The sequence below is a fragment of the Hymenobacter sp. HDW8 genome (assembly GCF_011305775.1).
GTDB lineage: Bacteria > Bacteroidota > Bacteroidia > Cytophagales > Hymenobacteraceae > Hymenobacter > Hymenobacter radiodurans.
Window position 1 is genome coordinate 2,901,270 of the sequence record NZ_CP049907.1, and the last position, 26,653, is coordinate 2,927,922.

The window sequence follows — 26,653 nt, forward strand, 5'->3', positions numbered from 1 at the left end:
AAAAATTAGCTATATCCCTAAATAGATAACTGAAATACAACCCAAACTCGCATTAGCCTGTTTGCAGCTATGCACCTCACTCTCCGCACGCACGTAGCGCAGTCACCCGCTCAGGTTATGGCCGGCTTTACCCGCGAGCTATTCCTGAAATTAGCGCCACCTTTTCCTCAGATGAGGCTGCATCGCTTCGATGGCAGCCGCCGTGGTGATCAAGTGGAGATTGAATTGAGGGTGGGGCCCATCAGCCAGCGCTGGACCAGCCTGATTACCGACGACGGCGTATTGCCGAATGGTACCCATTTCTTTGTGGATGAAGGCCAAATAATACCTGGCCCCTTACGATTCTGGCGCCACCGCCACCTGATGCAACCCAGCCCCGAGGGTGGCACTGTTATCATTGATGCCATAGAATTTCGGACAGTTTCGCCGTTGATGGATGCGCTGCTGTATCCGGTGATGTGGGCGCAGTTTGCCTGGCGCAAACCGATTTATCGTCGGCTATTTCGGTGAAGGGGCGGGGATTGGCGTACTTTTGCCCCCCAGTTCCCTTTTATTCCTCGCCGCCATGCCCGCCATCGTCACCCTCAAACCTGGTAAAGATCAATCCTTGCGTCGCCTGCACCCGTGGGTGTTTTCGGGCGCCATTGCCCGCATGCAGGGCCAGCCGCAGGAAGGTGAGGTAGTGACAGTGCATGCCTCGAATGGCGAGCAGTTAGGCGTGGGTCACTACGCGCCGGGCTCTATTGCCGTGCGTATGCTGGGCTTTGGGCCCGAAGCCACGGAGCCGAATGCCGCCTTTTGGGAAGACAAGCTGCGCAATGCCTACCAACTTCGTCAGCGGTTAGGACTGACGACTCAGGCAGAAAATTTGGAGCAGGAGACTTCTGAAAAAGCTCCCCAGTCTGCTAGCAACCACACAACCGATGTATATCGCTTGATCCACGCGGAGGGCGATGGGCTGCCGGGTCTGATTGTGGACGTGTACGGCGACGTAGCCGTGCTGCAAGCGCACAGTGCTGGCATGTACCTAGCTCGCCCGCAAATTGCAGATGCCTTGAAGGTGGTATTAGGCGATAAGCTACGAGCCATCTACGATAAGAGCGCCGAAACCGTACCCGCCAAAGCCGCTCCTGAGGCGAAGAATGGCTACCTGTTGGGCAGCTCTACCGGCACCGAGCACTTAGTACACGAAAATGCCCATCCCTTTGCCGTAGATTGGGAAACAGGGCAGAAAACCGGCTTTTTCATCGACCAGCGCGACAACCGCGACCTGCTGGCCCGCTACTCGGCTGGCCGGCGCGTACTGAATACGTTTTGCTACACGGGGGGCTTTTCGGTGTACGCGCTGCAAGCTGGCGCTACGCTGGTGCACTCCGTGGATAGCTCTAAGCGCGCCATCGAGCTGACTGAGCGCAACGCGGCCCTCACAGGCTTGGAAGACAAGCACGCGGCGTATGCCCAGGATGTATTCACCTTCATGAAAGCCAGCGAGGAGCAATACGACCTCATCGTGCTCGACCCACCGGCTTTTGCCAAGCACCTCTCCGCCCGGCACAATGCCCTGATGGGCTACAAGCGTCTGAACGCGGCGGGCCTGCGTCGTATCGCGCCGGGGGGCATTTTGTTTACGTTCAGCTGCTCACAAGTGGTTAGCCGTGAGCTATTTCAAGGAGCAGTGCTGGCGGCGGCCATTGAAGCAGGCCGGCAGGTGCGGGTGCTTCATCACCTCACGCAGCCCGCCGACCATCCGGTAAGCTTATTCCACCCGGAAGGGGAATATCTGAAGGGTCTAGTGCTGGCGGTGGAGTAGCGGAGGACATATTCTTTCAGCTTAATTCGGCCAAAGAACAGGCAAGCATAGATAAAAAATATCTATGGCGTATACATATGTCATAGTATGTCGTATATTTGCGTCATACTTCATAGTTTGTTTATGACTTACGCCAAAACCACCGCTTTTACTGAGGAACAGCAGCAACTAGCTCGCGTAGCCAAAGCACTCGCGCATCCGGCACGGGTGGCTATCATTCAGTTGCTGGCTTCAAAGAAAACCTGCATTTCTGGCGACATCGCGGCGGAATTGCCGCTTTCCCGCACCACCGTTTCGCAGCACTTGCAAGAGCTAAAGGCGCTGGACCTTATTCGGGGCGAGATTGATGGCCTCACCGTGTGCTACTGCCTAAATACAGAATTGCTACGTCAGGTGCATCAGCAGTTTACGGCCTTCTTCGTCGAGTCGACGGCTATGGATAGCTGTGCCCCGGGTAGCACTTGCTGCTAATTTTTCTTTCACCTCTCCATCTTTCTGCACTCATGGAAACTGCTGTTTTTCCCCGCATGCACGTCTCGCTGTACGTGTCGGACCTGACCGCTACGGTCAACTTTTACACGGCTTTCTTCGGGCAACCAGCCGCCAAAATTCGGCGTGGCTATGCCAAATACGTTCTCGATAAGCCCTCGCTGATTATCTCCTTCGTCGAAAACCCAGACCGTGTGGCCAGCAATTTCGGCCACTTGGGCTTTCAGGTCGAAACGGTACAGGAGATGGAGCAACGCCTGGAAGTAGCACGCAAAACTGGCCTGCTGCCCCGCGAAGAAATGGGTACCAGCTGCTGCTACGCCAAGCAGGACAAGTTTTGGGTAAACGACCCCGATGGCGTGGAATGGGAAGTGTATTACTTCCACGAAGACGCCGAATTCAACGACCCGCGCTACCAACACGAATACGACCAAGCCAACGGTAGCAATGGCCAGTGCTGCATTGCGCCAGCCGCCAAAGCCGCGCCGGTAGCCGAGGAAGTTCCAACTACCGCGCCCATGGCATTCACGCTGGTAGACGCTACGCCGGCAAATACTACCGCTGCCGCGTGCACGCCCGGCGGCGGTTGCTGCTAGGAAAAATGCCCCTAGTTTCGGTTAGTTGATCCTAGGGGGCTTTTTCTGAACTTCTGAACAATGTCACCACATGAACTCAACGCACCCAGCTTTTCCAACCCCTGCGCCCCAAGCGGTAGCCCGTAAAAAGCTTTCCGGCCTCAATAGAGGTCTAACGCTCTGGATATTCCTGGCCATGGGGGTGGGCGTGGCGCTGGGCTACTTTGTGCCGGGCATGGAGCGTGCGGTAAACTATTTTTCGGTAGGCACGGTGAACGTGCCGCTGGCCATCGGTCTCATCCTGATGATGTATCCGCCCTTGGCTAAGGTGAAATATGAGCAGCTGCCCACGGTTTTCAGGAACACCCGCATCATCGGCTTGTCGTTGGTGCTGAACTGGATTATTGGGCCGCTGCTCATGTTTTTTCTGGCTATCTGGCTTTTGCCTGATAAGCCTGAATATATGATTGGCCTGATTCTGATTGGTATTGCCCGCTGCATAGCCATGGTGCTGGTGTGGAACGACTTAGCCGACGGCAGCCGGGAATACGCGGCCGGTTTGGTGGCGCTGAACTCCATTTTTCAGGTGCTTTTCTACTCGGTGCTGGCGTGGCTGTTTATTACTGTGCTGCCGCCGTATTTCGGGCTGAAAGGCTACGCTGTGAACATTGGTATCTGGGACATTGCCCAGAGTGTGCTCATATATCTCGGCATACCGTTCGTGGGGGCTTTTTGTCGCGCCTGGTGCTGCGTCAGCTCAAGGGCGATGCCTGGTACGAGCAGGTATTTATCCCCGCTATCAGCCCCATTACGCTCATTGCCTTGCTGTTGACTATTGTGGTCATGTTTAGCCTGAAAGGGGAATTGATTGTGCGCATTCCGCTGGATGCGTTGCGCATTGCCCTGCCGCTGGCCTTGTACTTCGGTATCATGTTCGTGCTCAGTTTTGCGGCCGGTAAGTGGCTGGGGGCCAATTATGCCGAAAATGCTTCCATTGCCTTCACCGCTACCGGCAACAACTTCGAACTCGCTATTGCCGTGGCCATTGGCGTGTTTGGCCTGAACTCGGGTCAGGCTTTTGCCGGCGTCATCGGGCCGCTTATTGAAGTGCCAGCTCTGATTGCCTTGGTCAACGTGGCTTTCTGGTTTCGCCGCCGCTGGTACGCGGGCCGGAGCGTTACTGCACCCTGATTTCCAATATACTCCCTTGTATGTCTGATAAGAAAAACGTGCTGGTGCTCTGCACCGGTAACTCCTGCCGTAGTCAGCTCATGCACGGCTACTTAGCCAAGTTCCTGGGCGACCAAGCCAACGTGTACAGTGCGGGCATCGAAACGCACGGTGTCAATCCGAAAGCTATTCAGGTGATGCACGAAGATGGAGTGGATATAGCGCACCACACCAGCAACCACGTGGACGAGTATGCGGCCGTGCCCTTTGACTACGTGATTACTGTCTGCGACAACGCCCGCGAGGCCTGCCCGGTATTTCCATCCTCGGCCACCATGCTGCACCACAACTTCCCCGATCCGGCCAAAGCCACCGGTACCCCCGACAAAATTTTGGATCAGTTTCGGGCCGTGCGCGAGCAGGTGAAAACGTATGCTCAAGCATTCATGCGCCAGTATTTTCAATAATTCTAGCTATCAATTAGATTTCTGGGGTGACCCGAATAGAACTGGGTTGCTGGAGTCTTCTTTCATCGCCGTCCCATGCATTGCGACGTACCTAACCTTTGGCTGGAGCACAAGGATGCGCTCCGCAACTACATCCGCAAACGCGTGCCCGACGAGGCGCAAGCCGCTGATTTATTGCAGGATGTATTACTGAAAGTGTACGGATTCTGTCAGGCGCGCTCCGGTGTGGCCAATGTTCGCTCATGGCTGTTCCAGATTACCCAGAATGCCATTGTGGATGCCGCGCGCAAAAACCGTCGACTACGGCCGCTGGATGAAGGCCTTGATGTGGAAGCTGAATCTGAAAGCGAAGCTTATCAGGAAGCTGCCGAGTATATTCTGCCCATGATTCAATTGCTGCCGCCCACTTACGCTGAGCCCCTGCGCCTAGCGGATGTGGAAGGCATGAAGCAGCAGGATATTGCCCAGCAACTGGGCTTGGGCTTGTCGGCCACCAAGTCGCGGATTCAGCGGGGGCGGGAAATGCTGCGCGACGTGTTCACTGAGTGCTGCTTGCTTGAAACGGATGCGCAGGGGCACTTGCTGGGCTTCGCCATTCGAAGTGATTGTGGCTCCTTGCAGACCTACAAACAGACGTTAGAAAAAAAGTAAAAAAGTCTGCGTCTTTTAAGCCGGCTGGTCGTCATGACGGGGAATTTAACTTCTAACCCCACATAAACCGACCATGAAACGCTTCCACGTCAACGTTCGCATCAAAGACCTCACTGAATCTGTCGCCTTCTACACGGCACTTTTTGGCACAGAGCCCACTGTGTTGAAAGAAGATTACGCCAAATGGATGCTTGAAGATCCCCGCATCAACTTCGCGATTTCCCTTCGCCCCGAGAATGCTGGCATTGAGCACCTTGGCATTCAGGCCGAAAGCCCCGAGGAACTAATCGAAGTATATGGTCGCCTCAAAAATGCCAAGGCCACTATCCGCGAAGAAGGCAAGTGCACCTGCTGCTACGCCAAATCGGAGAAAAGTTGGATTACGGACCCACAGGGCGTCGACTGGGAGGCTTTTTATACTTTCGGTTCGGCTACGGTGTACGGCGAAGGTCAGAACGCCCGGCCCGCTTCCCAGACGCAAAATGCTGTTGAGGTGTAAAAAAGCCCCCCGACCGTCTTTGTGCCTTATTGGTACACTTTGATGAACCCAAAAGCAGTAGTGTGAAGTTTAAGTAGGTGTATTTCATCCTGCTCACTAACAATTGTGGTGTAGTAGTGGTAGAGTTCAGCAGCGTGCCCCGCCGATGTAAGGGGAATCACGCTGCTGAATAGCTATTTTTAGGCCCCTAGGGCTCCGTACACACCCACTTGGCGTGAAGCAAACCAGCACCAAAAAGCGTACATCCGCATCTTCTCTTAAGCAACCCGCTGCCATCATTGGGGCCGGTATTGCCGGTATTGCTACGGCCGTGCGGCTGGCGCTCAAGGGGCACGCCGTTACGGTATTTGAGGCGCAGGAGTCGTTTGGGGGCAAGATGTATCAGTTTGAATTACCCGGCGGCTACCGCTTCGATGCTGGCCCGTCGCTGTTCACCTTGCCGCAGTTGGTCGACGACTTGTTTCGGCTGGCTGGCCGCGACCCGCAGGACCACTTTCGCTACGAGCGCCTCGACCCGATAACGCATTACTTTTTCGCCGACGGCACGCGCCTAAAAGCCTGGGCCGACGAAGAGAAGTTTGCCGCTGAAATAGAGGAAAAGCTAAGCGTGCCCGCCGCCGACGTGCTAAGCTTTCTGCGTCGGAGCGCCTCCGCTTACGAAGCCACCGAAAGCACGTTTCTGCATAAATCATTGCACAAAGCTGCTACGTATCTTAGCCCCGACGTGCTGCGGGCGGTGGCGGCGCTACCGGGGCTGGGCCTTACGGGCACCATGCACCAGCGCCACGCCAAGGCGTTCAACGACCCGCGCTTGGTGCAGCTTTTCGACCGCTTTGCCACCTACAACGGCTCCGACCCGTATCAGGCGCCCGCCACGCTCAGCTTGATTCCGCATTTGGAGCATGGTATTGGCGCTTTTTATCCCGTGGGGGGCATTTATAGCATTGCCCAAAGCCTCGTCGGTCTGGCCGAGGAGCTGGGGGTGGAGTTCCGCTACAACGAGCCCGTCGAAGAAATTCTGACTGCCAAGGGCCGCGTGACCGGCGTACGCACGCCCCAAGACGTGTACGATTATGGCTTGGTAGTCAGCAATATGGATGTGGTGCCGACCTACCGTCGGCTGTTACCGAAGCAGCCCGCGCCCGAGCGCACCCTGAGCCAGCCGCGCTCCTCTTCCGCGCTCATTTTTTATTGGGGAATAGCCCACGACTTTGCCGAATTGGACCTGCACAACATCTTTTTCTCCCAGGATTATCAGCAGGAATTCAAGGCCATTTTCGAGCAAAAAACCGTCAGCGCCGACCCGACGGTGTACGTGAATGTGACGTCCAAAAAAACGCCCGCGGACGCGCCTGCTGGCCACGAAAACTGGTTTGTAATGGTGAATGTACCGCACCATCAGGGCCAGGATTGGGATGCGCTTATTGCCCAAACCCGCCGCGCCGTGCTCGATAAACTAACCCGCACCTTAGGCGTAGCCGTAGAATCCCTCATTCGGGCCGAGCGGGTCTGGGATCCGCGGGGGATTGAGGAACGCACGTCGTCTTTTGGGGGCGCTTTGTACGGCAGCAGCTCCAATAATGCGCTGGCCGCATTTCTGCGTCATCCTAACTTTTCACGCCAACTTGAGGGCTTGTACTTTTGTGGCGGCAGCGTGCACCCCGGCGGTGGCATTCCGCTTTGTTTGCTCTCGGCCAAAATAGCAGCTGAGTTAATCAAAGGCTAAGGAAAATGAGTTAAGGCAGCACACGTTGTTTCTGCCTCTGATAAACAACCTATGTCTGCCAATTGCCGCTATTAGGTTTTAATTGCTAATTTTCTCCTCTGTGTCTTTTTCCGAATCCACGCAAAGCTTGCCCATCGCGCCGCCTACGGGCACCGATCCGGGGCAACGTCGTTTGCGCATAGCCCAGGGCATTCTGCTCCTGTTTCACGTTACGGGCTTTCTGGGCTTGGCGCTTTCCCAAGATCCCAGCTTCTTCCTGCAATTCACGCCCCTCAACTTGCTGCTGACGGCGGCATTGCTGCTGGCTTTTCACCCCGACCATAGCCCCACCTTTATCTGGTTTAGCCTGGTGGTAATGGTGACCGGCTTCTTTATTGAAGTAGTGGGCATCAATACGGGCTACATATTTGGGCAGTATACCTACGGCGATACGCTGGGTATAAAGGTGTTAGGTGTGCCGCTGCTGATTGGGGTAAACTGGTGGATACTAACCTATTGCACAGGTATACTGGCCCGTTACCTCCCCCTGCCCAGTATTGGGCGGGCGGTAGTAGCGGCCCTGCTCATGGTGGGCCTCGATGCCTGTATTGAGCCTATGGCCGGCCCGCTGGATTTCTGGCGATGGCAATACGACCTGATTCCCCTACTCAATTTCAAGGGCTGGTTTATCATTTCGTTTATTTTACAGATTTATTTCAACCGCACAGAGTTCACCAAACGTAATGCACTAGTGCCCTTTGTGTACCTATTGCAATTGCTATTCTTCTTCGGATTAGGGCTGGTGAAATAGAAGGATAAAAAGTTAGAAATCATCTTGTTAACTGAGGAAGGCAAGCACTTGGCGCGCTTTTCCTGTAGCTATAGTATGTTACAGACTTTTAAGAGTAACCTGCTGAAAGAAGCTCAGCTAGTCTTTGCTCGCTACGGCGTCAATCGATTATCGGAAAGCGAGCTAATAGAAGCCCTGCACGTAGCCCCAGCTACTTTTTATGGCATGTTTCGCGACAAGAACGACTTAGTCGTGCAAGCCATGGCCTACGATTTGGAGCGGCAAAAGCAAGAGCACCAGGAATTGTTCGCTAATTTCTCGACGCCCATCGAGCGTCTATTGGCAGTGTGTACGCACGGCTATAATGAGATCAGTAAGGTGTCGGGCAATTCCTTGCTCGAGATTCAGCATCTGCATCCCAGAGCCTGGAATATGATGCAGGACCATTTAAAAAATTACGGCTTTCTGATGATCCGAGACCTTATCCAGGAAGGAGTACTTCATCAGCAGCTGCGTCACGATATTGATATTGGGCTGGTAACCAAGATATTAATGGAGATGCTGAATATGGCTTTAAACCATGAGCTTTTCCCCCCCGACCAATACAGCCGCGCCGAAGTAATGCGGAGCGGGTTCTTCTACTATATGCGGGGGCTATGCACCGATTCGGGGCTACGCCTGGTATCGTCGCACTTTGCTAAGCTTTAAAAAAGCCCCCCAGCCACTAGCACGCAGTGGCAATAACGCAGAGGATAAAACTCACCGTATGGCTTAACCCGCTTGTATGCAGAACATTATCTTCTTCGGTGATAGCCTCACGGCTGGCTACCAACTACGAGCCAACGAAGCTTTTCCCGCCCTCATTCAGCAGCGCCTCGACGCGCTGAAGCTGCCTTATAAAGCCCTGAACTATGGTATAAGCGGTGATACCACGGCCGGCGGCCGGCACCGCGTAGCCAGTGTATTGGCCCGGCAGCCTGTCGATGTATTTGTGTTGGCGTTGGGCGCAAACGATGGCCTGCGTGGCATTCCGGTTCGCGAAACCACCCAGAATTTGCAGGAAATCATTGACCAAGTCAAACTCAAGTATCCGGTGGCCAAGATTGTACTGGTGGGGCTAGAGTTTCCCTTCGACTTAAGCGCCTTTGGTAGCCACCAGTACGGCCGCTACGCCGCTGAATTCAAGGCGTCTTTCCGCACGCTGGCCGACAAAAACAGCGTGGCCTTCGTGCCGTTTTTGCTGCAAAATGTGCTTGGCGTGCGCGCCCTGAATCTGCCGGACGGCGTGCATCCCAACGCCGAAGGGCATAAAATTCTGGTGAACAATGTGTGGGCTGTTCTACAAACAGTTCTAGTCTGAACTGCTGATTGAAAGATAAAATCGTTTGTCATGCAGAGCAGAGCGAAGCATCTCGCGTGCTGATGCTAGATTACTACTCTCAATAAACACGCGAGATGCTTCGCTCTGCTCTGCATGACGGTTGCTTTCATGTAAGTGAATTCGTTTAAAAACACAAAAAAGCCCCCCAGACAGTATCTGGGGGCTTTTTTGTGTTTTGATTAAGGATTGATTACGCTTTGTACATCAAGTCGTAGTACTCGGTGGCCATGCGGTTCGATTCGAACTCTGGCTCTACTTCGCGCATGCCGGTTTTTACGACGTCCAGGAATTTTTCGGGCTGGTCGTAGTAGAGGGGCACTATCTCGTTTTCCAATACCGTCAGCAGGCTGTCGGCCTCAAAGTCATCCTTTTCGCTTTCGTGGCGATTGAGGTCGGCGTGAGGGATGAGAAAGCCGTTTTCGCCGTGGCGCACAAACTCTGGGATCCAGCCGTCGGCGATGCTCAGGCTGGCGCTGGCGTTCATGGCGGCCGTCATGCCGCTGGTACCTGATGCCTCACGCGGGAAGCGGGGGTGTTCAGCCAGATATCCGAGCCTTTCTTCATGGCCGCTGATAAGCCCAGCTCATAGCCCGTAAGCACCGCGCAGGTTTTGAGCGGACGGGTTTGCCGGATAATATCGTTGAAGAGGTTGATGGCGCCGTAGTCCTTCGGATACGGCTTGCCGGCCCAAATCACCTGTACCGGCCGATCAGAATTGGAAACCAACTCCTTAAAGCGCTCAAAGCGACGCAGAATCAGATCGGCGCGCTTGTAGCCGGCAAAGCGCCGGGCCCACACTACGGTCAGCGCATCGGGGTCGAGCAGGGTGCCGGTTTGGTCGGCTACAATGTCGAATAGCTGCTTTTTCAGCTCACGCTTGCGGGCTTTCAGTGCCGTATCATCGTTGGCTTCCAAAGCTTCGTGAAGCTGCTTGTCGCGCCAATAGGTGCCATTCTGGGAGTTTGTGATGGGAATAATGGGGCAGATACCCGCATTTTCGCCCCACATCTGGTTAGCCACAATCCCGTGCACTTTTGATACGGCGTTGGCTTTGCGCGAGAAGCGCAGGGCCGTAAGCGTATAGTTCAGGCGGTCGTTTTCAACGCCGGCCACGCGGGTTACTTCGTCGGCGGAAACGCTACCGAAAAAGCTCATCTTGGCGAGCAGCTTCATGTCGTGCTCCTCGTTGCCGGCCAGCTCCGGCGTGTGCGTGGTGAATACCAAGCGCTTCTGTACTTCCTCCAGCTTGCGGCCGTGCTTATCGTAGAGGTAAAAAGCCAGCGGCAGACCGTGACCTTCGTTGAGGTGGTAAGTGTCAACTTTCACGCCTAGCTCATCCAGCAACTTGCCACCGCCCACACCCAGCAGAATGGACTGCGCTACGCGGGCGGCCGTATCGGCGTCGTAGAGGTGGTGGGAAATGGTGCGCGAGATAAAGTCGTTCTCCGGAATATCGGTGGTAAGGAAGAACATGGGAGCCGTGCCGAAGGTATCGGGGGCCAAATACATGGCCTTCACTTTCACCTCTACATCGTGAATGATGATGGGGAACACGAGGCCGGTGTCTTCCAGAAATGTGTAATGCTTCTGGCGGAAGTCGGCGCGCATGGTTTGGTCCTCGTTGCGACCTTGGTCGTAGTAGCCGAACGACCATAGAATACCGATACCAACGAGGTTTTGCTTGAGCTCATAAGCTGAGCGCATGTGCGAGCCAGCCAGGAAGCCGAGGCCACCGGAGTACGTTTTGAGCGCTTGATCCAGGGCAAATTCCATGGAGAAATACGCGGCCTGGGGGGCAAATTCTGGAGCGGGCGTGTACGGGTTGAATTTGAATGCCATAAAAGGGGAAAATCGGAATGAAAAGGTAGGGGGCGGGCCAAGCTCGGCCTTTGCGGCGGCCAAGGTCAGCATTTCGTTTCAAAAAAAGCGGGAGCCGAATCAAATGTTCGGCTCCCGCTGTAAAGCAGGATCGGGAGGATGAAAGTAGTTACGAATGGCTGTGCTCTAGCTTCTTGAGCTTTTTGTAGGTCTTTTCGGAAATATGCAGTTGACGCTCCACCGCCGTACGGATGGCAGCAGGCAGGGTTTTGTCGTCGAGGGCATCTTGGTAGGCTTTGAGGGCCCATTCTTCACCGTACACGTTGGAGCCCAGAATGGCTTTCTCGTCGGAGCCCGTGATGAGGGCTTTGGCATCCATCCAGCCGCGGTAAAATTTGCCTTTGAGCGTGGTGCCGGTTTCGGGCTCGCCGCCCAGCTTGCGCAGGTGGCCATTCAAATCCTTCGAGAATTGCTGGCTCTGACTAACGAGCTGCTTGTAGTAGCCTTGCAGCTCGTGGTCTTTGGTTTCCTCCACCGCTCTTTTGTAGCCCTCAATCCGGTCATTTACAAAGAGCAGCAGTTCTTGCAAAGTGTCGATGCTGTTGTTCGTTTCGGTAGCCATAGTGTTGAGTAGTAAGGGTAAAGAATAGAGTAATGCCTGATGAATCAGGTAGAAATAGCAAACGATGAAGCATAGAAAGGGTTGGCGTTTTAAGGGTAGTTATTGCCTAATGAGCGAAGCATAACTAACTCATAAATAGGATTTAGTAACTAAAACATAATTATGGCATTACACTCAGCCCTAAACTAAACCGGTACTTTTACCCGATAGCTCTTCTTTCCCATCCTTATCCCCGTCTATGAAACTATCACGCGTACTCACTGCCGCGCTGCTGGCCTTATCCGTAGCCTGCGCCAAAGTAGAAGACCTTAACCCACAAGCTTCTACCCTCACGACTACCAGCACGTCGCAAGACGTTAACTCGGCCGGCTTCCCCGAAACCTTCGAGACGGGCACCAAAACCGCCTACACCACTGGCTCCGTCACGCTCGGCTCGGGTTCCTGGACGCTGAACGACGCGCTCATCGGTAACACCGCCGCCGATGCCAAAAGCGGCGCTCAATCGGCGCGAGTACGTAATGTCGGTTCGCTTACCATGAACTTCAACGCCACCACCGGCGCCGGCGCCGTGAGCATCAGCCACGCTAAGTACGGCACTGATGGTACCAGCACTTGGGAGTTGTGGGTATCCGTAAACAGTGGCGCTTACACCAAAGTAGGCTCGACTATCACTACCAGCAGTGCTGCGCTGCAAACGGCCACGTTTGCCGTAAACCAAAGCGGCAATGTGCGCCTGCAAATCCGGAAAGTATCGGGCGGCACCTTCCGTATCAACTTCGACAACATTGCCGTGGAGCAGTACGGCACCACAACCACGCCGCCCCCGACCACGGGGGCAAAAAGTTCTTGTTTGACGGCTCGCACGGCGAGCTGGCCGGCAATGCTGACTGGGTACTCGACGTAGAAAACGGCGTGGCCGTGCGCTTCCCCTCGCCGGCCCAAAGCGGTATCACCAGCACCACTCCCGAAACCTACTGGACCGGCGCTATTTCGGCTTGGGGTGTGGCTTTGGCCAAACTCGGCCACCAAGTAGAGCAACTGCCAGTTGGCGCGGCGCTTACCTACGGCAACACTTCCAACCCGCAGGACTTAGCTAATTACAGCGTTTTCGTAGTCGATGAGCCCAACGTTCTGTTCACGGCGGCTGAGAAAACGGCCATTGTACGCTTCGTACAAAACGGCGGCGGATTGTTCATGATTTCCGACCACGATATCTCCGACCGCAACAACGACGGCTACGACTCGCCCGACATCTGGAACGATCTGATGGCCAACAACTCGGTGCAGGCCAACCCCTTCGGCTTCAAAGTGAACCTCGATAACTTTTCTGAAGACAGCCGCAACGTGCGCGTATCCAGCACCAATCCTATCCTGAATGGTTCGCAAGGCGCGGTTAGTCAGCTTTCCTTCCATAATGGCGCTAGTATGACGCTCAACCCTACCGCTAACTCGACGGTGCAGGGCCTCATCTGGCGCACTAACTCCACTCAGGGTAACAACCTGGCAATGGCCGCCAGCAGCACCTTTGGTACCGGCCGCGTGGTTATCGTTGGCGACTCATCCCCGGCCGACGACGGCACCGGCTCGCCCGGCAACACTGTGTACTACGGCTGGACCGAAAACGCGAGCCACTCGCGCCTGCACATGAATGCCTCGCTGTGGTTGGCTAAACTACAGTAGCTCCTCGCTTTACATTGCTGAAAAAAGCCCCCCAGTCTAGGTTGGGGGGCTTTTTTCTTAACTTCATAATGCTCACACGCAATCCAGTTGATAGTAGAGTGCTTTTCCGAATGTGCTTACCTTGCTCCCCTACTTACTCCCATCCCCACCAACCCTATGAAATTCTTGCGCCTTTTGCTTCTGCTCGCGTCCGGTTTGCTGGCGTCTACCTCCGCTGTTGCCGTGGCTGCGCCCGAAGTAGCGTCTACTACGGCATCGAAGAAAAAAGCCGGCCCCATCACCCGCATCGACCCCACGTTTTGGTGGGTAGGCATGAAAAATCCAAAGCTTCAATTGCTGGTGTATGGCCCAAAAATAAGCTCCAGCAAAGTCAGCTTGAAGTACGACGGTGTGACCCTGGACGGGATACAAAAGCTGGAGAGTCCGAACTATCTGCTTGTTAATCTGACCATAAACGCCAACGCTAAGCCGGGTAAGCTGCCACTGGAATTTGACGGTGAGCGAAAGATAAAATACGAGTATGAACTGCGGCAGCGCACCACGCCCTACGACAAAACCAAGGTACAGGGCGTCACCAGCGCCGACTTCGTGTACCTGCTCATGCCCGACCGCTTTGCCAACGGCGACCCGAAGAATGATGTGATCAAAGGCACCATGGTAAACCGTGTGTCGCGCGACTCCATGTACGCCCGTCACGGGGGCGACATAAAAGGCATTGAAGACCACTTTGGCTACCTCAAAGAGCTGGGTGTCACCGCTATCTGGCCCACCCCAATCGTCGAGAATGACATGCCCAAGGCCAGCTACCACGGCTATGCCCTCACCGACTACTACGCCGTGGACCCCCGCTACGGCACCAATGAAGACTACGTAAGCTTCGTGCGCAATGCCCACCGCAACGGCCTGAAGGTGATTCACGATGTGGTGCTCAACCACATGGGCAGCAAAAACTACCTCTACCTAGATCAGCCGGCCAAAGACTGGTTTCATCAGTGGCCCACTTTCACCAAGGGCAACTACCGCGACGGTACCGTGAACGACCCCTACGCGTCGGCCGAGGACCGCAAGCTGTTCAATACCACCTGGTTTGACACCACCATGCCCGATCCGGCCCAGGAAAACCCGCTGGTGGCCACCTACCTCATTCAGAATTTTCTGTGGTGGGTAGAGTATACTGGCCTCGACGGCTACCGCATCGACACGTATCCGTATTCGGAGCCTGGCTTTCTAATGAAATGGGGCAAAGCCATTCAGGACGAGTACCCGCAGCTGGGCATGTTTGGCGAAACCTGGGTGCAAGCCGCCGAAGGCGTAGCCCAGCAGGCCTACTGGTCGCGCAATGCTTTTCCGGCCGTCAATGGCTTCAAGAGCAACCTGAACGGCGTCACTGACTTCATGCTGTATTATGCCATTCAGGATGCGCTGAACAAGGAGCCGGGCTGGTCGGAGGGCATTTCCAAGATCTACTACACGCTCCAAAGCGACTGGCTGTATGAGAATCCGAACCGCAATGTGGTCTTTCTCGACAACCACGACCTGAGCCGGATCTTTTCGGTGCTGGGCGAAGACGTGAGCAAGCAGAAAATGGCTCTGACCTGGCTGCTTACCTGTCGCGGCATTCCGCAGCTGTACTACGGGACCGAGATTCTGATGAAAAACTTCTCCAACCCCGACGGCCTCGTGCGCGCCGACTTTCCGGGGGGCTTTCCGGGGGATAATGTGAATAAATTCACGGCCGCCGGCCGCACAGCGCCTGAGCAGGAGGTGTTTACGCTGGTAAGCAAGCTGGCCAACTACCGTAAGGCCCACCCAGCTTTGCACAGCGGTAAGCTCATGCACTACATCCCCGAAGATGGCGTGTACACCTACTTCCGCTACAACGACAAGGGCGAAACAATCATGGTGATGATGAACGCCAACAAGCAGGATAAAACCGTGGCTGGGGGGCGTTTTGCCGAGCGCCTGACCGGTTTTACCTCCGCAACCAACGTGGTTTCGGGGGCTACTATACCGGACTTGAAGACACTGCGTATTCCGGCCCAGACGGCTTGGGTGCTGGAGCTGAAGCGGTAAGTTCTGATGTTTTTAGCCCGCAGAGGACGCTAAGATTTATATGATTGATAGCTAAGAATATAGCTTAATGATCTGTATCTTGAAACTCCCATATTGCGAAAGGTCAAGAGGTTACAATAATAGCCTTTGTCTCAGGCGCCTTCTGCGAGCTAAACCTAACAGAACGATATGACCGACCTCACCGATAAAGTTGCCATCGTCACGGGGGCCAGCCGGGGCATCGGCCGGGCTATTGCGTTGCTGCTGGCCATGCAGGGGGCAAAAGTGGTGTGCGTGGCCCGCTCCGCCGACGATCTGCTGGATGTCGCCCACAAAATCAACGGCCTGGCCGTGCCCGCCGACATATCGGATGAGGACGACGCCCAGAACATCGTGGAAGTGGCCCTGCGCCACTACGGCCGCCTCGATATGATTATCTGTAACGCGGGCGTCGGCAGCTTCGACCTGCTCGAAGACGTGGATGCTGCTGAATGGGACCGCATCTTCAGCGTAAATGTGAAGGGTACTTTTCTGGTGTGCAAAGCGGCCGCGCCTCACTTTAAGCTGCAAGGCCACGGGCATATTGTAGGCATCGCCTCCGATGTCTCAAAGCGCACCTTTGTCACGGGCGCGGCGTATGGCGCCAGCAAATACGCTCAGGATGCCGTGCTCAGCGCCCTACGCAAGGAAATGCGTCCGCATGGCGTTAAGGTAAGCACCGTCTATCCGGGGCTGGTCGATACGTATTTCAATGGTTCTCAGCCCGGCGGACCTGAAGCTGAGAAAACCCACCTCCGGCCCATCGATGTAGCCCAGGCGGTACGCTACATCCTGGAAGCGCCGCCCCATGTAGTGGTCGATGAGCTCATGCTCCACCCCCTCACTCAGGATTACTAAACGCTTAATAGTCTGAGGAATAATTTGATTGGATAGCGGCTGCGTGTCCTGCTACAAGGGCTGGGCTTCTCAACTTTATATAGCATCAACTATCTATCTTCCTATCTTGCCTCCCTATGCACAAACTTCTACCTATTGCCGCTTGCGCGCTGGCATTAGCCGCGTTCCAGCTTTCTCCTTCGACATCTTCCATTTCCGTGAACGATACTACTACGCTGCCTGACCCCAATACCACCGACGAAACTCCTCAGGATAACAAGCTCGTTATCTACCAGTTACTGCCCCGCTTGTTCGGCAATAAGAAGACCGTGAACAAGCCCTACGGCACCAGCGCCGAAAACGGCACTGGTAAATTCAATGACATCACGGCGCCCGCGCTTCAGGCAATTCGCGAAATGGGTGTTTCGCACGTGTGGTACACGGGCGTTATCGAGCATGCTACCATGTCCGATTTCACCAAGTTCGGCATCCCGCTCGACGACGCTGACGTGGTAAAAGGCCGGGCCGGCTCGCCCTACGCCATCAAGGACTACTACGACGTGGACCCCGATCTGGCCGTGGACGTGAAAAACCGGATGAAGGAGTTCGAAGCCCTGGTGAAGCGCACCCATGACAACAAGCTCAAGCTCATTATCGACTTCATTCCCAACCACGTAGCCCGCACGTATAAGTCGGATGCGAAGCCGGCGGGCGTGGTAGACCTGGGCGAAAAAGACGATAAAACGAAAGGATTCGCCCCCCAGAATAACTTCTATTACCTGCCCGGCAAACCATTGGTTGTGCCTGCTTCCTACAATCCGCTAGGCGCGGCAGCGGGACCGAAAGAAGACAAGAAGTTCGCTGAGAATCCGGCCAAGGTCACTGGTAACGACGTGTTTTCGGCCACGCCTAGCGTCGACGACTGGTTCGAGACCATTAAGCTCAACTACGGCGTCGATTATCAGAATGGCCGGAAAGGCTACTTCGAGCCCGTGCCCGATACATGGAAGAAGATGCGCGACATCCTGATTTTCTGGGCGAAAAAGGATGTAGACGGCTTCCGGTGCGATATGGCCGAAATGGTGCCCATCGAGTTCTGGGCCTGGGTAATTCCGGAGGTAAAAAAGGTGAAGCCCGATCTGGTTTTCATCGCCGAAGCCTACGACCCGAAAGTATACAAGCAGTACATCGCCCAGGGAAAGTTCGACTTCCTCTATGATAAGGTAGGCCTCTACGACGGCTTGCGTCGCCTGATGCGCGGCGAAGGCAACACCGACGACATCACCAAAGTCTGGAAAGAAGAAAGCCGCGGCTTCAGCTCTCATATGCTGCGCTTTCTGGAAAACCACGACGAGCAGCGCATCGCCTCCCGCGACTTTGCCACCGACCCCCGCACGGCCATTCCGGCCATGACGGTATCCGCCACGCTGGCCACAGGGCCCGTCATGATTTACTCGGGGCAGGAAGTGGGCGAGCCGGGCCGGGGCGCGGAGGGCTTCAGCAGCGAGGATGGCCGCACCACCATATTCGACTATTGGGGCGTGCCGGAGCACCAGAAATGGATGAACGGCGGCAAGTTCGACGGCGGCCGCCTCAGCGCCGAGCAGCGCCAGCTGCGTGCGTTCTACTCGCGCCTGCTCAACCTCACGGCCACCTCCGACGCCATTCGGCGCGGTAAGTTTTATGAGTTGCAGGATGCTAACAACCTCAGCAAAGAGTACGACCAAAAGCAGGCCTACAGCTTCCTGCGCTACACCGACAAGCAGAAACTACTGATTGTAGTTAACTTCAGTCGCGACAAAACCATGCAGCCCACCATCATCATTCCGAAAGAAGCGATGGCTGCCATGGGCCTGAATACGCAACAGCAATTTACCTACACCGACTTGCTCAACGAAGCTCCTCCAACCGACAATCTGTACCTGACTTTGGCCCCGCTCAGCGCCTATGTGTTTGAGATTAAGTCCAAGCAGTAGCAATATCTCTCCTTTGTCATGAGGACAAAGAAAGGAGAACTAGGAGTTTCTGAACTAACTAATACGCCCCACCACAATTCCCACCCATCATGGCAAGCAGCCCCGTTGTAGCCACCGCTAGTGCCCGCGAAAAGCCCCGCCTGAGCTTCTGGCAAATCTGGAATATGAGCTTCGGCTTTCTGGGCATTCAGTTTGGCTTTGCGCTTCAGAATGCCAACGTAAGCCGCATCTTCGAGACGATGGGGGCCGACGCCGACAACATTGCTTTTCTGTGGCTGGCCGCGCCCGTTACGGGCATGCTGGTGCAGCCCATTATTGGCTACCTCTCCGATCGCACCTGGAGCCCACGCTGGGGCCGTCGGCGGCCATTCTTCCTGATAGGGGCCGTTTTGGCCTCGCTGGCGCTGCTGGCCATGCCCAACGTAACTGCCCTGTGGATGGCCGCTGGTATGCTCTGGATAATGGACTCCAGCATCAATATTAGCATGGAGCCCTTCCGCGCCCTGGTTGGCGACTTGCTTCCTTCGGAGCAGCGCACGACTGGTTTTGCGGCTCAAACCTTTTTTATCGGCGTCGGAGCCGTGGTGGCCTCGTCCTTACCATGGATGTTTACCAATTGGTTTGACGTACCGAATACTGCCCCCGCCGGCCAGATTCCGCAGTCGGTGAAGTATGCGTTTTATATGGGCGGGGCGGCATTTTTTCTGGCTGTGCTCTGGACGGTGCTGCGTACGCGGGAGTATCCGCCCGAAAATATGGCGGAGTTTGAGGAGGAAAAACGACGCAACGCTGGCTTTTTCAATGGCGTGCGGGAGTCCTTCGCGGGCATTTTTGCCATGCCCAAAACTATGCGTCAGCTGGCGCTGGTGCAGTTTTTCTCCTGGCTGGCTTTGTTTTCCATGTGGATTTATACCACGCCCGCCGTTACCAGCCACATCTACGGCACCACCGATGCCACTTCCAAACTCTACAACGAAGGCGCCGACTGGGTGGGCATTTGCTTCGCCGTGTATAATGGCGTATCGGCCATTGCGGCCCTGTTGCTTCCTTACCTTGCTCGCGCTACCAGCCGCCGCTTCACGCATATGCTGTGCCTGGTAGCCGGCGGAGTGGGGCTGATTTCAATCTATTTCATTCAGGACCCGAATATGCTGCTGCTCTCCATGCTGGGAGTAGGGGTGGCGTGGGCCAGCATTTTGTCGGTGCCTTACGCCATGCTGGCCGGTGCGCTGCCGGCCAACAAAATGGGCTATTATATGGGTGTGTTCAACTTCTTTATTGTGATTCCGCAGGTGGTAGCCGGCCTGATTCTGGGGTTTTTCACCAAGAATGTGTTTGACGGCGAATCCGTCTACACCCTCATTCTGGGGGGCGTTTCCATGATTATCTCCGGCCTGCTCACCCTGCGCGTGGATGATGCCGATGACGTCCGTATTCCGGCTAAAGAGCCCGTTGTATTGGGTACTCCCGCTTACGACGCCCCAGTGGAAACAGATCCGCGTTTGTAAAAGCGTCTGCTCAACTTCATAAAAAAGCCCCCCAGCACCGCTTTACGCATGCTGGGGGCTTTTTTATGAAGTTGAGCTAATCGAAGCAGTACAATCTGATGTGCGGCTCCGTATTAGTACGTGAATATCAGGCTTTAAAATCAGCATTTACGCAGCAACGCTAACCCCAAAGATGACCGTATTCTTTTAAGTTATACGGCCGCATTCCTGCCCTGCGCAGTTGAGCGCGGCCCGTTGCATTAAAAAGGGTGGTTTATGGTTATTGCTTGGGTTTTCTTTGGGTTGTTCTTCGCTTTATGTGCGCTCATTTTGCTCCGCGTACTTCGCATACAACCCATTGCGCCACCGAGTGCAGAGCGGCCGAAAGTGAGTATTCTAATTGCGGCCCGCAACGAAGAAGCAACTATTGAGCGCTGCCTCACCTCCCTCACCCGCCTCAACTACCCACCCGAACAGCTCGAAATCCTGATTGGCGACGATGCTTCCACGGATAATACCATGGGCGTTGTGCAGCGCTTCATTGCAGATAAACCGCAGTTCAAGCTGATGCCCATTCGGCACCGGCTGGGTACGGCCAAAGGTAAAAGTAACGTGTTGGCTCACCTGAGTCGGGCTGCCACAGCGGATATTTTCCTGATTACGGATGCCGATATGGCGCTGGCGCCGGATTGGGTTCAGACGATGCTGGCGGCGGCTCCTGCTGGCGTGGGCGTCGTGACGGGCGCCACCACGGCCGATGGCAGCTTATTCGGTCGCTTGCAGGGCCTCGACTGGCTGTTTGGCTTGAATATTATCCGCTTGCTCACCGAGATGGGCCAGCCCGTAACCGCAGTGGGCAACAACATGCTCGTCACCCGCGAAGCGTACGAATCGATTGGGGGCTACGAGGCGCTGGCGTTCAGCATTACCGAAGACTTGCAGTTGTTTGCCCAGATTGTGGCCCAAGGATGGGGCTACCGCAACCTCATGGATCGGCGCACGCTGGGCGTATCGGTGCCCCAACCGACGGTGATGCATTTGCTGCGTCAGCGTAAGCGCTGGATGAAAGGCGCTACGCGCCTACCCTGGCAACTCTCCGTTTTATTTAGCTTGTACGGCCTATTTTATATGGTGCTGTACTGGCCTGGCTTGTTTACTCCTGCGGTCGTGCTCAGTATATTCAGCGCCAAGCTAGCCTTGCAGACAGTATTCCTGCACATCACACTACGCCAAGTCGGGCGCCGCGAAACCTTGGCGGTGCTGCTGCTCTACGAGGTGTATCTATCGGTGATGTCGGTGGCTGTGCTGAGCTATACGCTATGGCCGAGCTACATTCAGTGGAAAGAGCGGCGCTACCGCTGGGCGGAAGGCTAGGCCTTATTGTAATTGAGTAGCGCTGAGTATAAAGTTAAAAACAGCGTTGGGGGGCAAATTAGGCGCCGCCCATATGCAGCCACTGCTGCGCGGGCTGCTCTTCGGTAAACACCTGAATGGCCGCGCCTTGCTGTACGGCCACCGGATAAGTTGGCTCCAGCAAAGCCAGGCGTTCCCGGATAAGCTCGCTATGATAAGGCGTGACTAGGTAAGCAATACGCCGCGAAACATGCGGCAGTGCGGCACCCATTCGGGTCCGAAAATCAGTTAAAACCCAGGCAAAATCTTCGGCCGATGCCAGTCCGCGGCTGCGCAAATCGATCAGCCATTGCCCCGCACCAGCCGAACGCGCCAGATGCAGTGCGGCCGTGTATCCCTGCTGATGCTCGGCTGTAGATACGGGCCGCGTCCAACGCAGAAAAAGCAGTTGTAAATCGGGCCGATAAGAAAGACGTAGAAAGTCGAGGTCGAGGGAGAGCATAGCGCCAAATAGCCTGCGAAGATACCGGCATATCCGCGCTTGTTGGGTCTTAACAGCTATACGCCCTCAAAAGATTATGATCTTCTAACAGGAGCGCTTCTGCTCTGACTTTTGCTGGATAAGCTTAGTCAGAACAGCAGAAATAAGCTTTAGACTCTGGAAGATTGCGTGCGAAAAGCCCCCCAGACCAGTCTGATTTCGGGATTATGGTAAAAAACTGGTAATCTTAAGTCTAAGCACGTGCGTCCTAAGGGTATGGTACTGTGTCTTTGCTCACCCTTCCTTTTTCTCACACGCAGTAGTAAAGTACTTTTTATGACCCCAAAATCATTTTGGCTGCTGGGCTTGGGCCTCACACTGGCGATGAATCCAGTGGTGGCGCAACAAACCCCAGCTCCTAAGAAAACCACCAAGCCAGCGCCCGCACCCGGGGGCACCAAGTTGGTGGAAAAAGTAACTCGCAAAGGCACCGAGCTGGTTATTCCTTACGAGAAATACCTGTTGCCCAACGGCCTCACCTTACTCGTGCACGAAGACCACAGCGACCCGCTGGTACACGTGGACGTAACGTATCACGTAGGTTCGGGGCGGGAAGAAATCGGCAAGTCGGGTTTTGCTCACTTCTTCGAGCACATGATGTTCCAGGGCTCGGACAACGTGGCCGACGAACAGCACTTTAAAACCGTAACATCGGTGGGCGGCACGCTCAACGGCTCCACCAACCGCGACCGCACGAACTACTACGAAACCGTACCCAGCAATCAGCTTGAAACGGCCCTGTGGCTGGAAGCCGACCGGATGGGTTTCCTACTCGACGCGGTAACGCAGCAAAAGTTTGAGGTGCAGCGCTCGACCGTGAAAAACGAGCGCGGTCAGAATTACGATAACCGCCCCTACGGCTTAGCTGGCGAGAACGTATCCAAAAACCTATACCCTTACGGTCACCCTTACTCCTGGATGACCATTGGCTACCTGGAAGACCTGGACCGGTCGGACGTAAACGACCTGAAGAACTTCTTCCTGCGCTGGTACGGCCCCAACAACGCTACAATCACGGTGGGTGGCGACGTGAAGCCGGCCGAGGTAGTGAAGTTGGTGGAGAAGTATTTCGGCTCTATCGGCCGCGGTCCGGCCGTGGAGAACATGAAGCTACCCGCCCCCAAGCTGACGGCCGACCGCTACGTGAGCTACCAAGACAACGTGCGCTTTCCCATGCTGCAAATGGTGTTTCCGACCGTCCCGCAGTACCATCCCGATGAGGTAGCCCTCGATGCGTTGGCCGAAATTATGGGCCAGGGCAAAAACTCCTTGCTGTACAAGAACTTAGTAAAGAGCCAGAAAGCCGTACAAGCTTCGGTTTCTAACCGTTCTTCGGAATTGGCTGGCGAGTTTGGCATTACGGCCCTGAGCTTTCCGGGCAAAGGCCTAGACAGCATGGAAGTATTGGTGCGGCAAACGCTGGCCGAGTTTGAGAAAACTGGTGTCACGGATGAGCAAGTGCAGCGCTTTAAGTCAAGTAGTGAGGCTGACAGAATCAATAGCCTGGCCAGCGTGAGCGGCAAAGTATCGCAGCTGGCCGCTTACCAAACCTACACCGGCAACCCCAACCGCTTGCCGGAAGAGCTGAAGCAATTGCGCGCCCTAACCAAAGCCGATGTAGTGCGCGTGTATAATCAGTATATCAAGGGCAAAAAAGCGGTAGTTCTGAGTGTGGTGCCGAAAACAGCGCCTAACCTGCTCGCGAAGGCCGACAACTATACTATCTCGAAAGAAGGCTACAAAGCTCCGGCTGACATCTACAAAGGCCTGACTTACGTGAAGGCCAAGGACACGTTTGACCGCAGCCAGCAGCCGAAAGGTGGCGCGAACCCAGTGGTACAGGTGCCGGCCGTATGGCAGGAGCAATTCAAGAATGGCTTGCGCGTGATGGGCACCCGCAACACGGAAATCCCGTCGGTGACGATGCTGCTCACCATTCGCGGCGGCCACCGCTTAGAGCAAGCTGACCGCACCAAAGCCGGCATCGCCTCGCTCACGGCCGCTATGCTGAACGAAGGCTCGCAGAAGTACACCGGGGAGGAATTTAGTGCCGCCCTCGACCGCCTAGGCAGCACGGTGCAAGTAAGCGCCGGCGCCGACAACACGACGGTGTATGTGCAATCGTTGACCAAAAACCTGGACCAGACGATGGCCTTGGTGGAGGAGCGCTTGATGCGTCCGCGCTTTGACGCGGCCGACTTTGCGCGCATCAAGAAGCAAACGCTGGAAGGCATTGCCAACCAGAACACGCAGCCCGTGGTCATCGCCGACAAGACCTACAGCCGCTTGCTCTATGGCGCAGATGATATCATGAGCATCCCGACCAGCGGTACGCAGAACTCGGTGCAGAATATTACGCTGGAGGACGTCAAGCAATTTTATGCGAAAAACTACGCTCCCAACATCTCGCATTTGGTGGCCGTCGGCGACGTAGACCAAAAAGTACTCATGCCGAAGTTGGGTTTCTTAGAGAATTGGAGCCGCAAGGAGGTAGCGCTACCGGCCATGACCGTGGCTGCCAAGCCAGACAAGACCAAGCTCTACTTTGTGAATAAGGACGGGGCCGCGCAATCGGAAATCCGTATTGGCTACCTGGCTTTGCCTTACGACGCCACCGGCGACTACTACAAGGCGTATTTGTCTAACTATATTCTGGGGGGCGCTTTCAACTCGCGCATCAACCTGAACTTGCGCGAGGACAAAGGCTACACCTATGGGGCCCGCTCGGGTTACTCCGGCAGTCGCTACGCTGGGCCCTTTACGGCTAGCGCGGGCGTGCGGGCCGATGCTACGGCTGCGTCGGTGAAAGAGTTTGTCAAGGAAATCGACTCGTATCGCAAGAATGGGGTGACGGATGAAGAGTTGGCGTTCCTTAAGTCGTCGGTGGGCCAGAGCGATGCGCGTCTCTATGAGACTGGCCAGCAGAAAGCTGCCTTCCTGGGTCGTTTATTGGAGTACGACCTGACGCCGGATTACCTGAAGAAGCAGACGGAGATCCTACAAAACTTCACGAAGGAAGATGTGAAGGCTAGTGCCGCGAAGTACCTGCCCCTAGAAAGCATGGTGCTGGTGGTGACCGGCGACAAGCAGCAGCTGCCCGAGTTGCAGAAGCTGGGCTACGAAGTCATCGAGTTGGACCTGGATGGCAACCCCGTCAAAGCCGACATGTCCGCTTCCTACAACGTCGTGGCCCCGGCGGCGGCGGCGCCCGAAGCGGCGCCGGCCACGGATAAAAAGGCCAAGCGGAAAATGAAAGAAGACGGCAAAAAGATGAAAATCAAAGAGAAGAGCGAGAAAGCGAAATAAGCTGACCCTTGCTTCCTACAGAAAAGCCCGGTTCCGCATGGAGCCGGGCTTTTTATTTGAATGAGACAGCGTCGTTTACCTGGTTGCTATTCCTTAGCGAACGTCTTTGTTTATAGAATGGCTACTAGCCTGCCAACAACAGCTCGGCCACCTGGCGGCCCGTAGCCAGCGCCGCATTCTGCGAAGGATAAGCCGCGTAATCGCCACAACGGTACAAGCCATCAGCTACCCGCAACTCCTGCTGGGGCGCCTGACCGGCCGCGTAAACCGGTAGCGCGTACGGAATGTGATAAGTGCGTAAATGCTGCCACTGAGCTGCTTCCGAACCAAACCAGGCCGTGAGTTCCTGGCGTAAACGCTCGGTGAGAGCTTGCTCGTCGAGGCCATGCTCGCCATGGGTGCTTACCGATACCAGCGTGCGTCCTTGGGGGGCAATTTCGGGTGCTATATCACTGGGGAAGCTAACGTTGTGCGCCAAGGAATTGGAGGTAGCGTTTAGGCGGAGTAAGCCGTCGCCGCGGCCGGGGGAGCGGTTGGCCGCGAAGTAGGTGCAGGTGGTGCGCCGCCAGGCTACTGTTGGGGCGGCGTGCGGGCTGGGGGGCAAAAGGTGGGTGGCCGCCTCGCCGTCGGTGGCTACCACTACGGCGCTTGCTTCCAGCGTGTCGCCATTGCTGAGTTGCACAAAATTGCCCCCCACGGCTTCCACCAGAGTATTCAGCCGCACACTGCCCGCGGGCAGGCGACCCGCTAACTGCTCGGGGATTTGCTGAATGCCCAGGGCCGGTACCACGGCTTCGCCAATGACGAACTGTTGAAAGACAAACTCAAAGAAATTACTAGCCGTGCTCAGAGAGCGGTCGAGGAACACGCCGCCGAAAAAGGGCCGGAAAAAGGTGTCAATGATTTGCTCGCTCCAGCCATAGCGCCGCAGAAAGGTGAGCGTGTCGGTGGCGGGACGCGCTAATAGCTGCTGGCTCGTTTGGGCGCGCACATCGAGGGCTAGCTGCACAATCCGCAGCTTATCGGTGAGTGACCCGATAGGCGACGTTAGGGCTGAAAAAGCTGCGAAGGGCTTCTGTAAGGGGTTTTGCAGGGTTGTTTCGCTACCATCGGCCAGGCGAATTACGGCCCCAGAACGGAAAGCTCTTAAGTCGGCCGCGCCATAGTCGAGAAGTCGTTCTACTTCCGGGTAGCGGGTGAGCAGCACCTGAAAGCCCCGATCGAGCCGGAAGCCTTCAGGCGTGACATCGGTGCGTACCCGGCCCCCCACGGCATCGGCTCCATCCAGCACTAGCACCGGCCGGCCGGCGCGGTGTAGGTAATTAGCGCAAGCCAAGCCAGCCAAGCCAGCTCCAACAATGATAACAGGGGCAGTAGTAGACATAGGTTGTTGAAAAGGAAGACT

24 protein-coding genes and 1 pseudogene are annotated in these 26,653 nt (G+C 55.5%); 20 read left to right on the forward strand and 5 right to left on the reverse strand.

Annotated features, from left to right (window positions below; all coding sequences use genetic code 11):
• Positions 1-69 precede the first annotated feature (69 nt).
• From G7064_RS12320 to G7064_RS12375, 12 genes and pseudogenes are all read left to right on the forward strand, one after another.
• On the forward strand, positions 70-510 hold the full coding sequence (locus tag G7064_RS12320; protein WP_166073807.1) for an SRPBCC family protein: 441 nt from the start codon (positions 70-72) through the stop codon (positions 508-510).
• Between the two features lie 55 nt (positions 511-565).
• On the forward strand, positions 566-1,810 hold the full coding sequence (locus G7064_RS12325; protein WP_166073808.1) for a class I SAM-dependent rRNA methyltransferase: 1,245 nt from the start codon (positions 566-568) through the stop codon (positions 1,808-1,810).
• Positions 1,811-1,933: 123 nt separating this feature from the next.
• The gene (locus tag G7064_RS12330; RefSeq protein WP_166073809.1) at positions 1,934-2,281 is read left to right on the forward strand and encodes an ArsR/SmtB family transcription factor; all 348 of its coding nucleotides are present in this window, start codon (positions 1,934-1,936) and stop codon (positions 2,279-2,281) included.
• A 32-nt stretch (positions 2,282-2,313) separates the two neighbouring features.
• Complete coding sequence (locus tag G7064_RS12335; RefSeq protein WP_166073810.1) at positions 2,314-2,895, forward strand: ArsI/CadI family heavy metal resistance metalloenzyme; 582 nt, start codon at positions 2,314-2,316, stop codon at positions 2,893-2,895.
• Between the two features lie 70 nt (positions 2,896-2,965).
• Positions 2,966-4,065: pseudogene (gene arsB / locus G7064_RS12340) on the forward strand (ACR3 family arsenite efflux transporter).
• Between the two features lie 20 nt (positions 4,066-4,085).
• On the forward strand, positions 4,086-4,511 hold the full coding sequence (locus G7064_RS12345) for an arsenate reductase ArsC (RefSeq protein WP_166073811.1): 426 nt from the start codon (positions 4,086-4,088) through the stop codon (positions 4,509-4,511).
• Positions 4,512-4,586: 75 nt separating this feature from the next.
• Positions 4,587-5,162, forward strand: coding sequence for a sigma-70 family RNA polymerase sigma factor (locus G7064_RS12350; protein WP_166073812.1), 576 nt, complete (start codon positions 4,587-4,589; stop codon positions 5,160-5,162).
• A gap of 73 nt (positions 5,163-5,235) precedes the next feature.
• Positions 5,236-5,661: an ArsI/CadI family heavy metal resistance metalloenzyme gene (locus G7064_RS12355; protein ID WP_166073813.1), complete on the forward strand. Its 426-nt coding sequence runs from the start codon at positions 5,236-5,238 to the stop codon at positions 5,659-5,661.
• A 214-nt stretch (positions 5,662-5,875) separates the two neighbouring features.
• Positions 5,876-7,387 carry a 1-hydroxycarotenoid 3,4-desaturase CrtD gene (gene crtD, locus G7064_RS12360; protein WP_166073814.1) on the forward strand — a complete coding sequence of 504 codons (1,512 nt, stop codon included), beginning with the start codon at positions 5,876-5,878 and terminating at the stop codon, positions 7,385-7,387.
• 100 nt (positions 7,388-7,487) lie between these two features.
• A complete protein-coding gene (locus G7064_RS12365; protein ID WP_166073815.1) occupies positions 7,488-8,177 on the forward strand; it encodes a carotenoid biosynthesis protein in 690 nt (229 codons plus the stop codon).
• Between the two features lie 75 nt (positions 8,178-8,252).
• Positions 8,253-8,864, forward strand: coding sequence for a TetR/AcrR family transcriptional regulator (locus G7064_RS12370; RefSeq protein WP_166073816.1), 612 nt, complete (start codon positions 8,253-8,255; stop codon positions 8,862-8,864).
• Between the two features lie 76 nt (positions 8,865-8,940).
• The gene (locus tag G7064_RS12375; protein WP_166073817.1) at positions 8,941-9,516 is read left to right on the forward strand and encodes an arylesterase; all 576 of its coding nucleotides are present in this window, start codon (positions 8,941-8,943) and stop codon (positions 9,514-9,516) included.
• Positions 9,517-9,727: 211 nt separating this feature from the next.
• Here G7064_RS12375 and G7064_RS23035 read toward each other — a convergent pair whose 3' ends face one another.
• The 3 genes from G7064_RS23035 to G7064_RS12385 all read right to left on the reverse strand — a co-directional run bounded on the left by G7064_RS23035 (position 9,728) and on the right by G7064_RS12385 (position 11,977).
• Entirely contained in the window at positions 9,728-10,033 is a 306-nt protein-coding gene (locus G7064_RS23035) for a hypothetical protein (protein WP_317172751.1), read from the reverse strand.
• The gene (gene glgP, locus G7064_RS12380) at positions 10,030-11,376 is read right to left on the reverse strand and encodes an alpha-glucan family phosphorylase (protein ID WP_317172752.1); all 1,347 of its coding nucleotides are present in this window, start codon (positions 11,374-11,376) and stop codon (positions 10,030-10,032) included. The genes G7064_RS23035 and glgP overlap by 4 nt, the downstream gene beginning before the upstream one ends.
• 148 nt (positions 11,377-11,524) lie before the next feature.
• Positions 11,525-11,977, reverse strand: a complete 453-nt coding sequence (locus tag G7064_RS12385; protein WP_166073818.1) for a ferritin-like domain-containing protein — start codon at positions 11,975-11,977, stop codon at positions 11,525-11,527.
• Between the two features lie 238 nt (positions 11,978-12,215).
• Between G7064_RS12385 and G7064_RS12390 the strand changes: the two genes are divergently transcribed.
• From G7064_RS12390 to G7064_RS12420, 7 genes are all read left to right on the forward strand, one after another.
• Entirely contained in the window at positions 12,216-12,881 is a 666-nt protein-coding gene (locus G7064_RS12390; protein WP_166073819.1) for a hypothetical protein, read from the forward strand.
• Entirely contained in the window at positions 12,824-13,657 is an 834-nt protein-coding gene (locus G7064_RS12395) for a hydrolase (RefSeq protein WP_166073820.1), read from the forward strand. The genes G7064_RS12390 and G7064_RS12395 overlap by 58 nt, the downstream gene beginning before the upstream one ends.
• 156 nt (positions 13,658-13,813) lie before the next feature.
• Complete coding sequence (locus tag G7064_RS12400) at positions 13,814-15,730, forward strand: glycoside hydrolase family 13 protein (protein WP_166073821.1); 1,917 nt, start codon at positions 13,814-13,816, stop codon at positions 15,728-15,730.
• Positions 15,731-15,898: 168 nt separating this feature from the next.
• Positions 15,899-16,606: an SDR family oxidoreductase gene (locus G7064_RS12405; protein WP_166073822.1), complete on the forward strand. Its 708-nt coding sequence runs from the start codon at positions 15,899-15,901 to the stop codon at positions 16,604-16,606.
• Between the two features lie 116 nt (positions 16,607-16,722).
• Entirely contained in the window at positions 16,723-18,561 is a 1,839-nt protein-coding gene (locus G7064_RS12410; RefSeq protein ID WP_166073823.1) for an alpha-amylase family protein, read from the forward strand.
• Between the two features lie 89 nt (positions 18,562-18,650).
• Positions 18,651-20,069 carry an MFS transporter gene (locus G7064_RS12415; RefSeq protein WP_240935475.1) on the forward strand — a complete coding sequence of 473 codons (1,419 nt, stop codon included), beginning with the start codon at positions 18,651-18,653 and terminating at the stop codon, positions 20,067-20,069.
• 309 nt (positions 20,070-20,378) lie between these two features.
• Positions 20,379-21,422: a glycosyltransferase gene (locus G7064_RS12420; RefSeq protein WP_166073824.1), complete on the forward strand. Its 1,044-nt coding sequence runs from the start codon at positions 20,379-20,381 to the stop codon at positions 21,420-21,422.
• Between the two features lie 58 nt (positions 21,423-21,480).
• Here the strand turns inward: G7064_RS12420 and G7064_RS12425 are convergent, their stop codons facing one another.
• Positions 21,481-21,903, reverse strand: a complete 423-nt coding sequence (locus tag G7064_RS12425; protein ID WP_166073825.1) for a hypothetical protein — start codon at positions 21,901-21,903, stop codon at positions 21,481-21,483.
• A gap of 315 nt (positions 21,904-22,218) precedes the next feature.
• Here G7064_RS12425 and G7064_RS12430 point away from each other — a divergent pair, with 315 nt between their 5' ends.
• Positions 22,219-25,248: a M16 family metallopeptidase gene (locus G7064_RS12430; RefSeq protein WP_240935476.1), complete on the forward strand. Its 3,030-nt coding sequence runs from the start codon at positions 22,219-22,221 to the stop codon at positions 25,246-25,248.
• A 124-nt stretch (positions 25,249-25,372) separates the two neighbouring features.
• Here the strand turns inward: G7064_RS12430 and G7064_RS12435 are convergent, their stop codons facing one another.
• On the reverse strand, positions 25,373-26,632 hold the full coding sequence (locus G7064_RS12435; RefSeq protein ID WP_166073827.1) for a protoporphyrinogen/coproporphyrinogen oxidase: 1,260 nt from the start codon (positions 26,630-26,632) through the stop codon (positions 25,373-25,375).
• Positions 26,633-26,653: the final 21 nt, after the last annotated feature.

Coding starts and splice junctions, on each gene's coding strand:
- G7064_RS12405 (WP_166073822.1), top strand. CDS start 15,899: ATGACCGACCTCACCGATAAAGTTGCCATCGTCACGGGGGCCAGCCGG.
- G7064_RS12375 (WP_166073817.1), top strand. CDS start 8,941: ATGCAGAACATTATCTTCTTCGGTGATAGCCTCACGGCTGGCTACCAA.
- G7064_RS12390 (WP_166073819.1), top strand. CDS start 12,216: ATGAAACTATCACGCGTACTCACTGCCGCGCTGCTGGCCTTATCCGTA.
- glgP (WP_317172752.1), bottom strand. CDS start 11,376: ATGGCATTCAAATTCAACCCGTACACGCCCGCTCCAGAATTTGCCCCC.
- G7064_RS12320 (WP_166073807.1), top strand. CDS start 70: ATGCACCTCACTCTCCGCACGCACGTAGCGCAGTCACCCGCTCAGGTT.
- G7064_RS12435 (WP_166073827.1), bottom strand. CDS start 26,632: ATGTCTACTACTGCCCCTGTTATCATTGTTGGAGCTGGCTTGGCTGGC.
- G7064_RS12415 (WP_240935475.1), top strand. CDS start 18,651: ATGGCAAGCAGCCCCGTTGTAGCCACCGCTAGTGCCCGCGAAAAGCCC.
- G7064_RS23035 (WP_317172751.1), bottom strand. CDS start 10,033: ATGACGGCCGCCATGAACGCCAGCGCCAGCCTGAGCATCGCCGACGGC.
- G7064_RS12330 (WP_166073809.1), top strand. CDS start 1,934: ATGACTTACGCCAAAACCACCGCTTTTACTGAGGAACAGCAGCAACTA.
- G7064_RS12345 (WP_166073811.1), top strand. CDS start 4,086: ATGTCTGATAAGAAAAACGTGCTGGTGCTCTGCACCGGTAACTCCTGC.
- G7064_RS12370 (WP_166073816.1), top strand. CDS start 8,253: ATGTTACAGACTTTTAAGAGTAACCTGCTGAAAGAAGCTCAGCTAGTC.
- G7064_RS12425 (WP_166073825.1), bottom strand. CDS start 21,903: ATGCTCTCCCTCGACCTCGACTTTCTACGTCTTTCTTATCGGCCCGAT.
- G7064_RS12325 (WP_166073808.1), top strand. CDS start 566: ATGCCCGCCATCGTCACCCTCAAACCTGGTAAAGATCAATCCTTGCGT.
- G7064_RS12335 (WP_166073810.1), top strand. CDS start 2,314: ATGGAAACTGCTGTTTTTCCCCGCATGCACGTCTCGCTGTACGTGTCG.
- G7064_RS12355 (WP_166073813.1), top strand. CDS start 5,236: ATGAAACGCTTCCACGTCAACGTTCGCATCAAAGACCTCACTGAATCT.
- G7064_RS12350 (WP_166073812.1), top strand. CDS start 4,587: ATGCATTGCGACGTACCTAACCTTTGGCTGGAGCACAAGGATGCGCTC.
- G7064_RS12400 (WP_166073821.1), top strand. CDS start 13,814: ATGAAATTCTTGCGCCTTTTGCTTCTGCTCGCGTCCGGTTTGCTGGCG.
- G7064_RS12385 (WP_166073818.1), bottom strand. CDS start 11,977: ATGGCTACCGAAACGAACAACAGCATCGACACTTTGCAAGAACTGCTG.
- G7064_RS12430 (WP_240935476.1), top strand. CDS start 22,219: ATGACCCCAAAATCATTTTGGCTGCTGGGCTTGGGCCTCACACTGGCG.
- G7064_RS12410 (WP_166073823.1), top strand. CDS start 16,723: ATGCACAAACTTCTACCTATTGCCGCTTGCGCGCTGGCATTAGCCGCG.